12 protein-coding genes are annotated in these 13,597 nt (G+C 72.0%); 4 read left to right on the plus strand and 8 right to left on the minus strand.

The window, feature by feature from the left end; translation table 11 throughout:
* Positions 1–60: 60 nt before the first annotated feature.
* Positions 61–939: an alpha/beta fold hydrolase gene (locus ACWDLG_RS03410; protein ID WP_354921889.1), complete on the plus strand. Its 879-nt coding sequence runs from the start codon at positions 61–63 to the stop codon at positions 937–939.
* On the opposite strand, the gene fxsT is transcribed toward ACWDLG_RS03410, so the two are convergent.
* The 7 genes from fxsT to ACWDLG_RS03445 form a co-directional block, all read right to left on the minus strand.
* Entirely contained in the window at positions 908–4,726 is a 3,819-nt protein-coding gene (fxsT, locus tag ACWDLG_RS03415) for an FxSxx-COOH system tetratricopeptide repeat protein (protein WP_449915524.1), read from the minus strand. The two genes, ACWDLG_RS03410 and fxsT, sit on opposite strands and share 32 nt — an antisense overlap.
* Positions 4,723–5,805, minus strand: a complete 1,083-nt coding sequence (locus tag ACWDLG_RS03420; RefSeq protein WP_449915526.1) for a TIR-like protein FxsC — start codon at positions 5,803–5,805, stop codon at positions 4,723–4,725. The genes fxsT and ACWDLG_RS03420 overlap by 4 nt, the downstream gene beginning before the upstream one ends.
* Positions 5,806–5,817: 12 nt before the next feature.
* Complete coding sequence (locus ACWDLG_RS03425) at positions 5,818–6,570, minus strand: aminoglycoside N(3)-acetyltransferase (RefSeq protein WP_449915529.1); 753 nt, start codon at positions 6,568–6,570, stop codon at positions 5,818–5,820.
* The gene (locus ACWDLG_RS03430) at positions 6,567–8,771 is read right to left on the minus strand and encodes an FxsB family cyclophane-forming radical SAM/SPASM peptide maturase (RefSeq protein WP_449915531.1); all 2,205 of its coding nucleotides are present in this window, start codon (positions 8,769–8,771) and stop codon (positions 6,567–6,569) included. The genes ACWDLG_RS03425 and ACWDLG_RS03430 overlap by 4 nt, the downstream gene beginning before the upstream one ends.
* Before the next feature lie 19 nt (positions 8,772–8,790).
* Complete coding sequence (locus ACWDLG_RS03435) at positions 8,791–8,961, minus strand: hypothetical protein (RefSeq protein ID WP_354921837.1); 171 nt, start codon at positions 8,959–8,961, stop codon at positions 8,791–8,793.
* 199 nt (positions 8,962–9,160) lie between these two features.
* On the minus strand, positions 9,161–9,520 hold the full coding sequence (locus ACWDLG_RS03440) for a hypothetical protein (protein WP_449915534.1): 360 nt from the start codon (positions 9,518–9,520) through the stop codon (positions 9,161–9,163).
* A 138-nt stretch (positions 9,521–9,658) separates the two neighbouring features.
* Positions 9,659–10,396 (minus strand): class I SAM-dependent methyltransferase, encoded by a 738-nt coding sequence (locus ACWDLG_RS03445; RefSeq protein ID WP_449915537.1) that lies wholly within the window; start codon positions 10,394–10,396, stop codon positions 9,659–9,661.
* 268 nt (positions 10,397–10,664) lie between these two features.
* Between ACWDLG_RS03445 and trpD the strand changes: the two genes are divergently transcribed.
* The 3 genes from trpD (at position 10,665) to ACWDLG_RS03460 (ending at position 13,182) form a co-directional block, all read left to right on the plus strand.
* On the plus strand, positions 10,665–11,681 hold the full coding sequence (gene trpD / locus ACWDLG_RS03450) for an anthranilate phosphoribosyltransferase (RefSeq protein WP_449915540.1): 1,017 nt from the start codon (positions 10,665–10,667) through the stop codon (positions 11,679–11,681).
* Positions 11,682–11,881: 200 nt separating this feature from the next.
* Positions 11,882–12,616 carry a glycosyltransferase family 2 protein gene (locus ACWDLG_RS03455; RefSeq protein WP_449915543.1) on the plus strand — a complete coding sequence of 245 codons (735 nt, stop codon included), beginning with the start codon at positions 11,882–11,884 and terminating at the stop codon, positions 12,614–12,616.
* Positions 12,617–12,759: 143 nt separating this feature from the next.
* On the plus strand, positions 12,760–13,182 hold the full coding sequence (locus ACWDLG_RS03460) for a hypothetical protein (RefSeq protein WP_449915546.1): 423 nt from the start codon (positions 12,760–12,762) through the stop codon (positions 13,180–13,182).
* On the opposite strand, the gene ACWDLG_RS03465 is transcribed toward ACWDLG_RS03460, so the two are convergent.
* On the minus strand, positions 13,146–13,580 hold the full coding sequence (locus ACWDLG_RS03465) for a hypothetical protein (protein WP_449915548.1): 435 nt from the start codon (positions 13,578–13,580) through the stop codon (positions 13,146–13,148). The genes ACWDLG_RS03460 and ACWDLG_RS03465 overlap by 37 nt on opposite strands.
* Positions 13,581–13,597 lie beyond the last annotated feature (17 nt).

Below are 13,597 nucleotides of genomic sequence, written 5' to 3' on the forward strand. Positions count from 1 at the left end.
ACGAGCCGCCGCGGCCCACATAAGTTCACCGTTCTGGGCATAACCGGAGCTGTGACGACAATGGTGCGCACCTCCGGGGGCAGGAAGCTCGCCGTCGAGGAATGGGGGTCCCCCACCGGCCATCCCGTCTTCCTGCTGCACGGCACTCCGGGCAGCAGGCTCGGCCCCAGACCCAGGGCCTCGGTGCTGTACCGGCTCGGCGTACGGCTGATCACCTTCGACCGTCCCGGCTACGGCGGGTCGGATCCCGCGCGCGGGCGCCGGGTCAGCGACGCGGTCGAGGACGTCAGCGCGGTCGCCGACTCGCTCGGCCTCGACACCTTCGCCGTCGTGGGCCGCTCGGGCGGCGGGCCGCACGCGCTGGCCTGCGCCGCGCTGCTGCCCGGACGGACGTCGAAGGCCGCGGTGCTCGTCGGCCTGGCGCCGCGCACCGCCGAGGGCCTCGACTGGTTCGAGGGGATGGCCGAGTCGAACGTGGTGGAGTACAGCGCCGCCTGCGCCGGCTACGACGTGATCGCCGAACGGCTCGGCGCGGCGGCCAGGCGGATCAGGGCCAACCCCGCCCAGCTCGTCGCGGGGCTGTTCCACGAGTTACCGGAGGCCGACCGCAGGGTGGTGGCCGACGACGGCATCAGGACGATGCTGTGGCGCAACTTCGCCGAGGGCCTGCGCCACTCGGCCGACGGCTGGGTGGACGACGCCATGGCGTTCATCCGGCCGTGGGGATTCGACCCCGCCGTGATCGAGACGCCCACGCTGTTGTGGCACGGCGAGGACGACGTGTTCTCCCCCGTCGCGCACTGCCGCTGGCTCGGCGAGCGGATCCCCGGCGCGGTCGTGGCCGTGGAGCGCGGGGCGGCGCACTTCGGCGCGCTGTCGGTGCTGCCCGACGTGCTGCGCTGGCTGGTCACGTCGGCTGAGGTTCGAGGTCCCTGTTGATGCGCCGCCACTCGCGCAGCGACTCGATGTTGGGGTGTCCAGGGCCCAGCACGTCTCTCATCAGGCCGATGACCTCGCGCTGCTGACCCGTCGAGTGCAGGGTGACGGCGAGGTTGGCACGGCAGGCGAGCGTGTCGGGGTGCTGCGCGCCGAGCACGCCCCTGAGCAGGGCGGCGGTGTCGCGCTCGAGCGATTCGGCGGCGGCCAGGTCGCCGAGGTCGCCCAGGCAGTTGGCGTAGTTGACGGCGCACGACAGGGAGAAGGGGTGGTCGGCGGCCAGCCGTACCCTGAAGGCCTCCAGGGTCTGCTCGCCCAGCTCGCACGCCTCCCGCACCGCGCCGGTGCCGCGCAGGTAGGTGATCAGGTTGTTGGCGACGACGAGCGTGTAGGGGTGGGTGGCGCCGAGGCCGGCGCGGAACTCCTCGAGGATCCCCGTGGCGATGCGCCGCGCCTGCGGCTTGTTGTCCAGCGCCGACAGGCAGCAGGCGTACTCCAGCTCGGCCGCCCTGGTCTCGGGGGAGGCGGGGAAGTGCTGGACGTAGCGGTCGTAGGTGTCCTTGGCCAGTTCGAGCGCCTCGCTCTGCGCTCCGGCCTTGCGCAGCGAGACCGCCAGGCTCTTGGCGGTGCGCAGCGTGTCGAGGAAGTCGTCGCCGAGCACGTCCTGGTACTTCTCCAGCGTGTCGCGCAGCAGCTCGACCGACACCCGGAACTCGCCCGCCTCCCGGTGGTCGCGCGCCAGGTTGGCCTGCGAGAACAGCGTGTAGGGGTGGGTGGCGCCGAGCACCGACCTGCGCCGCTCCAGCGTCTCCTGGTCGATCCGCCGGGCCGAGAAGCAGTCGCCGACCAGCCGGTAGGAGACGGCCAGGTTGTTGGCGGCGGCGAGGGTACGCGGGTGCTCCTCACCGAACAGCTCCTTGAACTGGGCGTAGGTGTTCTGGTCGAGCGCGAGCGCCTGCCTGAACTCGCCGAGGCCGCGCAGGTCGGCGGCGAGGCTGCCCGAGGTCATGAGCGTGTGCGGGTGCCGCCCGCCGAGCGTGGCCTTCTGCAGAGCCATGACCTGCTCGTCCTCCTCCTTCGCCGCCTTGTAGCGGCCCTGTGACCGCAGCACGTTGGCCAGGTGGAAGCGCAGGTAGAGCGTCTGCCAGTGGTCGGGCCCGTACGAGTCGAGCCAGGCCCGCTCCAGCTGCCGGCCGCGCTCCAGCGCCCGCTCGAAGTTGCCGCGCTTCCAGGTGTAGCGGACCGAGTCGATGAGGAGCTGGCGGGTGTCCTCGTCCCCGCACTCGGCGGCCCGCGACGGTGTCAGGTGCGGCCAGATCAGGCTGTAGCGCGGCCAGTTCTCCGGGTCGTCGACGTCGCCCTGGCGCGGCCGGGCGCCCACGAGCACGGTGTGCACGTCATGGCAGGCGCGCGTCTGGGCCTCGTCGTCCATCTGGCTGCGGATCACCGCCTGCACGAGGCGGTGCACCTGGATGGTGTTGTCGCCCTGGTCCACCCGCGCCAGCGCGAACCTGCTGATCTCCCTGATGACGCTGCCGAGCATGAGCTTCTCGCGCAGGGTGTCGTCGTGCTCGCGCAGCAGCCGCACCATCTCGTCGCTGTAGATCATGGTCATCGAGATGGGCTCGGCGGAGAAGAACGCGCACAGCTGCAGCAGCCGCACCGCCGCGGGCGAGCGGCGCCTGAGCTGTTCGAGCGAGACGCTCCAGGTGGCGGCGACCGGCTTGGGGCCGCGGAAGGTGGGCAGCGCCCTGGTCAGCTCGCTCTCGAGCAGCTCGACGTAGTCGCCCGCGGGCATGCCCGTCTCCCGCAGCCACGCGCCCGCCTGGTCGACGGCCAGCGGCAGGAACCCCAGCGCCGCGGCCACCTTCTCGGCGTCGCTCTCGGCCAGCCCCGGCACCTGCCCGCGCAGGTGCTCGACGCTCTCGTCGCGGCTGAAGACGTCCACCTCCAGCGGCGCGGCCACGCTCGACCAGGCGGGGTTGCGCGAGGTGATCAGCACGTGCCCGGCGGGGCTCACCGGAAGATAGTCGGTGAGCTCGGCCAGCTCGGTGGCGTTGTCGAAGATCAACAGCCACCTCGGGTACGGCTCGCCGCGCCGCAGCCCCTCCAGCACGGCTCTGACCGTGGCGTCCTCCGGCTTGAGCCCCAGCCTGGGCGCCAGCTCGTCGAGGAAGTTGTCGGAGATGGCGGCGGGCTCCTCCGCCGACACCCACCACACGAGGTCGTAGTCGGCCATGAAGCGGTAGGCGTACTCCAGCGCGACCTGCGTCTTGCCGACGCCGCCGAGGCCGTACAGGGCCATCGGCAGGACGACGGCCTGGCCGGTGCCGACGAGCTGGTTGCGCAGCTCCTCCAGCACGGCCGCGCGCCCGGTGAAGGCGGCGTTGCGGGGCGGCAGGTTGGAGACCCTGGGCGGCGTGCCGGGGAAGCGCGGGCCGATCGGGGCGGGCTCGGCGGGGTGCTCGGGCGTGTGGCCGGCCCTGCCGAAGGCGTGCAGGAGCAGCTGCGCCGCCTCACCCTCGACGAGCTGGTCGATGCGGACGCCCTCCTGGGTGGGCACGTCGCCGACGCAGACGGCGACGTAGGGCGGCGGCTGCGCGACGAAGTGCCTGGTCCTCGGCGAGCGCTGGAAGGCGGGCGAGACCACGGCGGCGGTCCTGGCCGCGCCCGCCAGCGCCTGCTCCCAGTCGGGCAGGTCGGCGCTGACCTGCAGGACCTTCATACCGCTCCGGCGCAGCAGCGCGGCGACCCAGTCGGCCCACATCCGGTCCTCGGGGACGTAGGCGAGCGCCAGCGTCCCCTCCTCCTCCGGCTCGGGCGGCCTGCGCTCGAACAGCGCCAGGACGTGGGCGCGGACCTCCTCGGTGACCGGCGGCAGCCCGTTGACGTCGCCGTCGGTGACCGCGCCGGCCAGCCGCTCGTAGGCGGACAGGATGGACGTCGGCGAGGAGGCGACCTCGCCGAAGGTGGCCAGCGTCTCCTCGTAGGCGTAGAAGGGCACGTAGGGGATCTCGATGGCGGCCCAGTACTCCTCGGCGTCGGTCCCCTTGGGGAATCCGGCGAAGCGCCTGCGCGCCAGCGCCCGCCCGGCGTCGAGCTTCTTCTTCTCGCCCGACTCGATGCGCATCGGGACCGGCAGGATCCTGATGCCCCTGTCGCCGTAGCGCTGGTCGATGTGCCTGGCCACGGCCGCCGCGCCGTCGATGCTCTGGTCGCTGAGCGTGAAGCAGTCGACGAGGACGTCGGGGAAGTGCACGGTGCAGATGTCGGCGATGTCGCTGAGCCCGGTGCGGCTGTCGATCAGCACGTAGTCGTAGTGGCGCCGCATGTCGGCGCGCAGCGCGTCGAGGAAGACGCCGCCGCCGAGCCGTTCGTAGAAGTTGTCCCAGTCGAAGGTGGACAGCAGCGAGGAGTAGTCGCGGTTCTGCCGCCCCGCCGAGATGAAGTCGATGGTGCCGCTGCCCGGGAAGTGGTCGTACTCCAGGGACACCGCGCGCGGCAGCACCTGGGTGTACTCCAGGTGCCAGTCGGCCGCGCGCTCGACCGGCTGCAACGCGGCGAAGGCGTAGTCGGTGATCAGCTCGATGACGCCGGGCGTCGCGCTGATCACCCCCGCGTCCAGGAAGGGGTGGAAGAACCTGTGCAGGCCGGGCGATTCCAGGTCCCAGTCGAGCGCCAGGACCTTCCTGCCGTTGGCGGCGAGGATCCAGGCCACGTTGGCCAGCGCCATCGTGCGTCCCGTGCCGCCCTTGTAGGAGTAGAACGTGATGATCCTGCCCTCGCTCATGACCACTCCTCGGGACCGCTCAACCTCGGTTTCTCGCTCGACGGGCCAGGCGGTGGATAGCCGGGCGCCTCGCGCAGCCGCCGCCACTCCGCCTGCCTGATCAGGTCGGCCAGCGCGTCCAGGTCGGAGATCGGCCTGGCCTGGACCGTCTCGCGCAGCGCGCCCTCCAGCCGCTCGCGCTCAGCCGCGCTCTGCGTGTCACCCGCGGGCCAGGGCACGAGCACGGGCGCGGTCAGCCGCGACACCGCCTCGCGCACCCCCGCGTCGGCCAGCGCCCACGGGTCGAGGAGCACCACCCCCTGCTCGCCGTCGAGCCCGCCGGCCTCCTCCAGCGTGCCGACGACGGGGCGCAGCCCCTGCCGCCTGACGACCTCGGCCGCCGCCTCGGCGAGCGTGCCGGGGCCCGCGAAGGGGTTCCAGTCGAGCGGCGACCTGCCGTAGAAGCCGGGGTCGCGATCACCCGGCAGCGCGCTCAGGGACGGCGCCACCACCGTCACGTGGTACGGCCTGCCGGTCTCGATGGTCGCGAACGCGTTCGGCTGCTCCCGGTAGTCGGGGATGGCCTGGTAGGGCACCTGGACCGTCCTGCCGACCTCGATGATCCTGCGCGCCAGCCACCAGACGCCCTCCTTGTACGCCTCGCGGAAGCGGCGCAGTTTCATGACCCCGTAGATGCCGCTTCTGGCGTACTCCTTGCCGAAGGCGGCGTGCTCGTAGTTGAGCACGCCCGCGCACTCCGGCACCGGCGTGTCGTACAGCGGCGCCCACAGCACCGGCAGGATGGCCTCGGAGCCGGGACCGCAGCGCCGGCTGAAGGCGCCCCACTCCTTGCCGCAGTGCTCGCTGTCGAAGTAGCTCATGGAGTAGACGGGCACGAAGACCCTGCAGGTGGACAGCGCCTGGGAGACATGTGATGGCCAGATCCCGCCGATCGGCACCTGCCGGTCCATGAAGCCCGGCTGCTCCACGTTGACGACGGCGCGCACGTCGTCGGACAGGTGTTTGAAGAAGCGAGCGACCCAGAGGTCGCTCACGTCGTTGCGCCGGTAGCTCAGAAAGAAGTACGGGGATTCGGGCAACCCGCCTCCTTCCTATTTCACGGCAAGCCAATTCACTGCGAAATCCACCATCGGCGCAAGAGGCAGTAGACGACATTCTGCCCGGCCAACACCGCCTTTCCGCGAGAAATCCGTTTTGTCGAGATCGGCGCCCAGTTCTGTCAGGTGAGCATCCTGGAGGTCCACGTCCTGGTATTCCCACCAGCCTTCCTCCACCACACATCGGTAGGTCCTGAGCGGCGGGTCAGGCAGGCGGTACTCCGCGAGGTGCAGAGCCGTACAGGCGGTGTAACCCACGCCGAGCAGCAGGATCCACGCGTTCGCCTCGTACAGCCGGGCCAGCGGGGAGTGCTCGCCGAGGTGGCAGTCGCGGGCGTGGCCGTCCATCAGCTTGGCGGCCATGGGGCCCAGCGCGGCGAAGGAGGTCTGCGGGTGCGCGCTGCGCACCGCCCCCTCGGTGGTCCTGACGTGCTCGGCCAGCCGTCCCATGCCGGTGGACGGCGTGGTCAGCGGGTCGAAGGGCGGCATCGTCGCGCGGAAGGCGGCGACCTGCCCGGGGGACATGCCCGCGATCCGCTCCAGGTGCTCGCGCGAGGTGTCGGAGTTGCCGGCCGTCTGCGTGGGCACGACCAGCGTGCCCTCCTCGCCCAGCACGTCGCGCAGCGCCGCCGCGGCGGTCGCCGCCGTGACGTCGCCGACCCTGCGCAGCGCGCTGTGGACGAGCAGGACCTGGCCGGCCGCCACCCCCAGCCGGCTGAGCTGGCCGGACAGCTCCCGCCTGGTCATCCGAACCTGCCGCGGTGGGCCGCCCGCTCCTCCTGCGCGGCGCGCTCGGCCGTCTCGGGCACCGGTTCGTCCAGCCACGGCATGACGCTCCGCCGCATGCCCGCCACGAACGCCACGCCCAGCGGGGTCAGCGTGCCCGCGCCGAGCAGCGTCTCGACGGCCATGGCGGTGTCCGCCCGCCAGCGGGCGAAGGCGCGGGCGTCACGCCGGCGCCAGAAGTCGGTGACGGCCAGATGCGCGTAGGCGCCCTGCAGCAGTCCCTCCAGCGGGCGGGGATCGTCACGCCACGGCGCGTAGAAGAGCCGGGCGTCGCGCGCGTCGAACAGGTCGAACAGGTCGAGCACCGCGCCCAGCTTCACGTGCTGGAACTCGTGCAGGAGCAGCAGAGCCAGACTCTCCCCCTCGTCCGGCAGCGTGGTGGCGATCGCGCCGAACGCGTGCCTGGAGGCCGAACTGGTGGCGCCGCCGACCGTGCTGAGCGGGGTCAGCGTGGTCAGCCCCGCCCTGATCGCGGGCAGGTAGGCGGGATGGTCACGCTCGATCACCCGGACGGCCGCGGCGAACCGCTCCTGCCACGCCCGCGCCTGCTCGCCGGTCAGCCGCGGCGCCAGCGACCACTGGTGGCAGTCGCGGTAGGGGTCCAGGTCCTCCACCGCCACCTCCATCCCCCCTGCCGAGAGCCGCCGCAACGGCTCCCAGGCTGCCCCGCCCGCCTCGGCGCCCCCGCCGTCGAGGCGCACCACGGTGCCGGTCATGCCGGTGAAGGCGCCGAGGCCGGGCAGGTAGCCGACGCCGCCACGCACCTCCACCTCGACCTCGGCCGTGACACCTGCCCTGAGCGCGGCGGCCGCCGCGATGTTGCCGAGGTGGGCGGGGCCTGCCGTACCGGCCAGGTGTCCGGCCGCCCACGCCAGCACGTACGGGTGGTCCAGCACGGCGGCCAGCGCGGCGGGATGCTCGGCGTCGATCCTGGTCAGCAGGCGCCACGCGGCGCCCGGCGCGGCGGCCTTCGTCAGCGCCAGCCTGCGCAGGCTGGCCTGGCCCGCGGCCAGCGCCGCGACCGTCTCCGCGCTCCCGTGCCCCGCGGCCAGCTCGCCGAGCTGCGCCGACGTCAGCTCGTGCGTACGGCGCAGCCGCCCCCGCACGTGCGTGATCAGCTTGAGCAGGTCGGCGCAGTAGACGCTCGGATTGGCGAAGCCGCCCCCCTTGTAGCGGTGCGGGTAGAGGCCCCCGCCGCAGCTGCCGACCACAGGGCAGCGCCGGCACGCCTCGGCCAGCCCGTCGATCCCGCGCTGCCGCGCCACGATCCCCGGATGCCCGGCCACCTCGTCGAGCGGGTGGGAGAACACGTCAAGCCCGGTCGCCGGGGCGCCGTCGTAGGCGGTCTTCAGCGAGTCGACCTGCTCGTAGGCGCCGTCGGTCTCGATGACCACCAGGTCGCTGGGCTCCAGGCCGAGCGCTTCGGTGGTGCTCGGGCCACCCCTCGACGTCGACTCGATCGACTCGAACAGCCGCACGGACATCGGCCTGCCGTCGGCCACCCACCTGTCGAAGACGGCGACGAGCCAGTCGCCCGCCCCGCGCTCCGGCGGGTCGTCCCAGGTGGCGTGCTTGAGCAGGAAGTCGACCCGCGGTGGCGCCTGCCGGGCCAGCGCCTCGTAGACGGCGATCGGGTCGTTGGCCACGTCCACCGTGCACAGCAACCCCGCGTAGAGGTGCGGACGCCGGCGCAGCAGGGCCAGCCTGCCGACCACCCTGTCGTGGCTGCCCCTGCCGTCGGCGTAGCGCCGGTGGCGGTCGTGGGCGGCCCGGTCGCCGTCGAGCGAGACCCCCACCTTGATGCCGTGTTCCTCGAACAGGTCGAGGAAGTCGTCGTCCAGCAGCAGCCCGTTGGTGTGCAGGCGCAGGTCGAGGCGGCACGTGCCGGCCAGCGCCGACTCGATCGCCTCGGCGACGGCCCGCAGCCTGGCGTGGCCGGCCAGGAGCGGCTCGCCGCCGTGGAGGACGACCGTGATCCGGTCGAGGGCGTGGCTCTTGGCATGCTCGGCGATGCGCAACGCGCTCCAGGCGATCGTCTCGGCGGACATCACCCTGGGCCGTCGGCGCCAGCTCCGGTCGGCGTGCTCGTACACGTAGCAGTGGTCGCAGGCCAGGTCGCACCTGCTGTGGACCTTGAGGACGAACTGGCGGAACGGCACCATCGCCGCCCTCCCGTCAGATTCAGATGGCGGAGTTGAACGCCGCGACGGAGACCCTCGGGGTGTCGGGAACGACGCGGCGCAGCATGCCCTCCAGCTCCGCGTCGCACATGTCGTTCTCACACAGACTGCTCAGCGGGACGTCACGCACATCGACGACGCCCGAAATAACCGCTGTGGCCTCTTTGTCCATGTCTGTTCCATCGCTCGGAAAACCCTGCAGGGATTCAAGGGGAGTGTAATCCTGGCGATCCCCGTGGCTTCCGACCGCCCGCGGCAAAACTCCCCTCGAGTTTTCCCTCATCTCTGGATACGTCCCGGCAGCGGCACCCGCCTCATACCTTTTCCGCCCCGGGAAGCGCGGTCAGGAGAACGCGGTCGGGAGAACGCGGTCAGGAGAACAGGGCCTCGGACACGTCGAGCCTGAGGCCCGGCACGGCGGCCTCGGCCTGCATCGCGGCCAGGAAGAAGATCAGCGCACTCGGCTCGCCCTCGGCCTTGCGCTCGACGGCCAGCGCCAATGCCGCCTTGGCCAGTTTGACCCCGCGCAGCCGCAACTCCGCGGCCTCGGCGACCCTGCCCGTCGCCCGGCGCAGCCAGTGGGTCGCCGCCTCCAGCCACGCCTCACTGTCGCGGTCGCCCTTCGCGGCCTCGCAGGCCAGCAGCACGGCCACCTCGTAGGCCGCGCCCGCGTTCCCCTCCCGCGCGCTGTCGAGCAGTTCCAGGCCGACCGCGCCGTAGCTGGCAGGCATGCGATGCGCGGCCGGGCCCAACGCGCCGGCGGACGCCTCACCGGGGACAGACGACTTCCCCAGCCCCGGTCACCTCGCGGCCGCGGTCACCTCGCAGGCGCGGCCAAGGGGAGAGCGTGGTCGCGCAACGCCGCCGTGTCAGCCGATGGCCGTGGCGGTGCGGAGTTCGGTGAGGTAGCGCTTGACGACGCGCCCGCCGTACCGGGAGGAGACGAGCGCCCCGACGCAGTCGAGCAGGGCGGCGCGCGCGGGCAGCGCGCGGAGACCCGAGTAGGTCGACAGCAGGTCGAGGTACTCCTCGGTGGTGTAGGCCAGCTCCCACTCCCAGCGCTCGAAGACGGGGGCGGCGAACCCGGGCAGCGCCTCACCGTCGGGCGGGACGGCGGCGGCGGGCCGGAGCCGCAGGCCCGGCGTCGTGGCGGGGTCGAACCGTTCGTAGCACTCCTGGACCTCGGCGAAGAAGGCCGCGGTGCCGCCCGCCACGTGGTGCGTGGCCACGGTGGCGAGCAGCCCGCCGGGGCGGAGCGCGGCCCGCGCCCTGGCCACCCGCGTGGCCGGGTCGAGCCAGTGGAAGGAGGTGGCCGCGAACACCACGTCGTACGGCTCGGCCGGCAGCGGCCACGTCTCGAAGTCGGCGTTGACCACCTCGACGGACGGCATGCGGGCCCGCGCCAGCGCCGCCAGCGCGGGCCCCAGCTCGACGGCGGTGACGACGCAGCCGCGGCCGAGCAGGCCGCGGGTGGCCTGCCCGGTGCCGCAGCCGATCTCCAGCACGCGCGACGCCACGGGGATACGGGTGAACAGTTCGGCCGGGTAGCCGGGCCTGGCCCTGTCGTAGAGCTCCGCGTCCTCGTCGAACGTTCGCCTCAGATCCACGGCCGCTCCCTTCGCGGTGTCTCCTGCGGCGGCACGGCCCCGATCCGGCGACGCGTGCCCGCGGGGCCGGTGCCGGCCGCGGCGGCGGCGCCGACCGCTGTGTCCCGGAGGGGGGAGAGCACCGACATGCCGGTAGCATGTCATGTCATGATCGCGCTTTCCTGGTGGCCGGCCTTCTAGGCGGTCCCTGCGCGATGTCCGATGACCGCCCTTCGCGAGGCGGTCATCGATGGTTGGCCTCCTCGTCCGCACGACTGGAGGCTCGAACATGACGACCTGGTCCACTCTGCTCGGCACGCTGCTCGACGGTCGATCGCTGCGCGCGCGGGACACCGCGTGGGCGATGGGCCAGATCATGGCCGGCGCGGCGACCGACGCGCAGATCGCCGGGTTCGCCGTCGCGCTGCGCGCCAAGGGCGAGACCGTCGAGGAGGTGTCGGGGCTGGCGACGGCGCTGCTCGACGGCGCCGCCCCGCTGGAGGTGCCCGGCGACGCGGTCGATCTCGTCGGAACGGGCGGCGACCAGGCCCACACCGTGAACGTCTCCACCATGGCCGCGATCGTCGCCGCCGCGGCGGGGGCGAAGGTCGTCAAGCACGGCGGGAGGGCGGCCTCGTCGTCCACGGGCGCCGCCGACGTGCTGGAGGCGCTCGGCGTCGTGGTCGACCTGCCCCCCGCGCGCGCGGCGGGGGTCGCGGCGGAGGTGGGGATCACCTTCCTGTTCGCCGCGCGGCACCATCCGGCCTTCCGGCACACCACCGGGCCGCGCAGGCAGCTCGGCGTGCCGACGGTCTTCAACGTGCTCGGGCCGCTGGTCAACCCGGCCAGGCCGGCGGCGCAGGCGGTGGGGGTGTTCCACGCGCACCTGGCGCCGGTCGTCGCGGGGGTGCTGGCGGCGCGGGGCTGCTCGTCGCTGGTGTTCAGGGGCGACGACGGCCTGGACGAGCTGACCACGACAGGGCCGTCCACCATCTGGGAGGTCAGGGACGGGACGGTCACGTCGAGCCGCTTCGACCCGCTGTCGCTGGGCATCGCCCGGGCGTCCGTCGACGACCTCAGGGGCGCGGACGCCGCGTACAACGCCGAGGTCGCGCGGCAGGTGCTGGGCGGCGCTCCGGGGCCGGTGCGCGACATCGTCTGCCTGAACGCCGCCGCGGCGCTGGCGGCGGCCGGGCGGGAGGGGGTGCGCGGGCTGGCGGCGGCCTACGGACGCGCGTGCGCGGCGATCGACTCGGGCGCGGCCGCGGCGCTCCTGGAGTGCTGGGCGGCGGCCACCCGGCGCTGATTCCATACATTTTCCCAATACGATGTCAAGAGACGGCAAGTGGATCATTACTTTCAGAGCCGTGGAACGAGCGAAAGAGACAACATCGCAGGTCACCGGGAGCCCCAGAAACACGGGGTTTCGTCCCGAATGCGGTAGATCATCACCAGCTGCAAGGGGATGTCAAGCGAGTTGCAGGTGTGATCGTGGACCTTGGTTCCATGAACACAGGCCCCTTCGCGGCGAGCGTCACTGTTGTTGTTCCCGCACTCAACGAAGCCGACAACCTGCCACACGTCTTCGCGACGTTGCCCACCTGGATCGACGAGGTGATCCTGGTGGACGGCAACTCCGTCGACGACACGGTGGCCGTGGCTCGCAGCCTTCGCCCGGACCTGCGTGTCGTCACGCAGACCAGGCGGGGCAAGGGCAACGCGCTGACCGAGGGTTTCGCCGCCGCCAAGGGCGACATCATCGTCATGATCGACGCCGACGGGTCGACCGACGGCCGGGAGATCGGCCGGTTCGTGCAGGCCCTGGTCGACGGCGCGGACTTCGCCAAGGGCTCCCGCTACATCGAGGGCGGCGGCTCGGACGACATCAGCCCCGTCCGCTCGCTGGGCAACAAGGTGCTGACGTTCGCCACCAACGCCCTGTACGGCACGCGTTACACCGACCTGTGCTACGGCTACAACGCCTTCTGGGCCCACCACCTGGACGCCATGGCGCTCGACTGCGACGGGTTCGAGATCGAGACGCAGATGAACGTCAGGGCCGCGAAGGCGGGGCTGGACATCCGCGAGGTGCCCAGCCACGAGCGCTCGCGCATCCACGGGGCCAGCAACCTGCACGCCGTCCGCGACGGGTGGCGGGTGCTCAAGACGATCTGGCGTGAGCGGGGAAAAGCCGCCCCCGTCCTGAGCGGCGACATGCTTGATCCCTGCATGACGCCGTGAGCCGGACGGGGCGGTCGGCCACAGGCCGCATGTTGTCCACAGGGTGTGGACAACATGGCCGTGACGCCACCGGCCCGCGTCCGGCCGCATGACTCCATCGTTCAGGGGCAGAGGAAGCGCCGTCTTGAAAGAGAGGTGAGCTCATGATCGTGTTGGGGCTGATCCTGGTCCTGATCGCAGCCGCGACCATCTACCTCGTCGCGATGGAACCCGATACCACCTACACCGTTGTCGGCTACACCTTCCAGCCGTCCCACCTGGAGATGTTCCTGGTGGGCGCGGCCACCGCGGGAGTCCTGCTCCTCGGCGTCTCGATGATCGGCTCAGGTTCGCGCCGGTCGCTCCTGCGGCGCCGCGCGCTGCGCGACGTCCGGGTCCAGGCCGACGACCGGGTCGCCAAGCTGGAGGACGAGAAGCGGGCGCTGGAGCGGAAGCTCAACGACAACACCCCCGACAGCACCCACGACGACACCCACGACGCCGCCGGGGAGACGCGGACGATCCCCCGCCAGGCCCCGCACCCCGACGATCACCTGGTCGCGGGGCGCCGTTCCGACGAGCGCTGAAACAGCTTGCCCTCGCGCCACAGCGCGAGGCCGGTGACCAGGGCGCCGAGCCCCTCCCACACCCCCACGCCCACGAACTCGGCGGGTGCGGCGCCCGTCACCACCAGCGTGGTGAACACCACGAACGTCACCGTCCTCCACGGGACGGTCCACCGGAAGAACGGTGTCCAGTCGGTGGCCGCGGCCAGCAGGTAGTAGACGCCCATGTTGACCGCGGCCATCGAGGAGGCCGCCATGTACACCTTCGTGTAGTCACCGGGTCCGCGCCTCTCCACGACCTCGAATCCCAGCAGGCCGAGCAGATCGTCCGATCTCAGCAGGCCGAACAGGCCCAGGGCGAAAGCAAGGAAGCCGAAGACGGCGATGGTCCATCCGGATATCGATCGCGGCAAGCGCATGGGAAACCTCCCAAAAG

The organism is Nonomuraea sp. NPDC003727 (genome assembly GCF_053586935.1).

Excerpts from the sequence above, each read along its gene's own strand:
- ACWDLG_RS03425 (WP_449915529.1), bottom strand. The coding sequence starts at position 6,570 with ATGACCAGGCGGGAGCTGTCCGGCCAGCTCAGCCGGCTGGGGGTGGCG.
- ACWDLG_RS03465 (WP_449915548.1), bottom strand. The coding sequence starts at position 13,580 with ATGCGCTTGCCGCGATCGATATCCGGATGGACCATCGCCGTCTTCGGC.
- ACWDLG_RS03410 (WP_354921889.1), top strand. The coding sequence starts at position 61 with ATGGTGCGCACCTCCGGGGGCAGGAAGCTCGCCGTCGAGGAATGGGGG.
- ACWDLG_RS03440 (WP_449915534.1), bottom strand. The coding sequence starts at position 9,520 with ATGCCTGCCAGCTACGGCGCGGTCGGCCTGGAACTGCTCGACAGCGCG.
- fxsT (WP_449915524.1), bottom strand. The coding sequence starts at position 4,726 with ATGAGCGAGGGCAGGATCATCACGTTCTACTCCTACAAGGGCGGCACG.
- ACWDLG_RS03455 (WP_449915543.1), top strand. The coding sequence starts at position 11,882 with ATGAACACAGGCCCCTTCGCGGCGAGCGTCACTGTTGTTGTTCCCGCA.
- ACWDLG_RS03460 (WP_449915546.1), top strand. The coding sequence starts at position 12,760 with ATGATCGTGTTGGGGCTGATCCTGGTCCTGATCGCAGCCGCGACCATC.
- ACWDLG_RS03430 (WP_449915531.1), bottom strand. The coding sequence starts at position 8,771 with ATGGTGCCGTTCCGCCAGTTCGTCCTCAAGGTCCACAGCAGGTGCGAC.
- trpD (WP_449915540.1), top strand. The coding sequence starts at position 10,665 with ATGACGACCTGGTCCACTCTGCTCGGCACGCTGCTCGACGGTCGATCG.
- ACWDLG_RS03435 (WP_354921837.1), bottom strand. The coding sequence starts at position 8,961 with ATGGACAAAGAGGCCACAGCGGTTATTTCGGGCGTCGTCGATGTGCGT.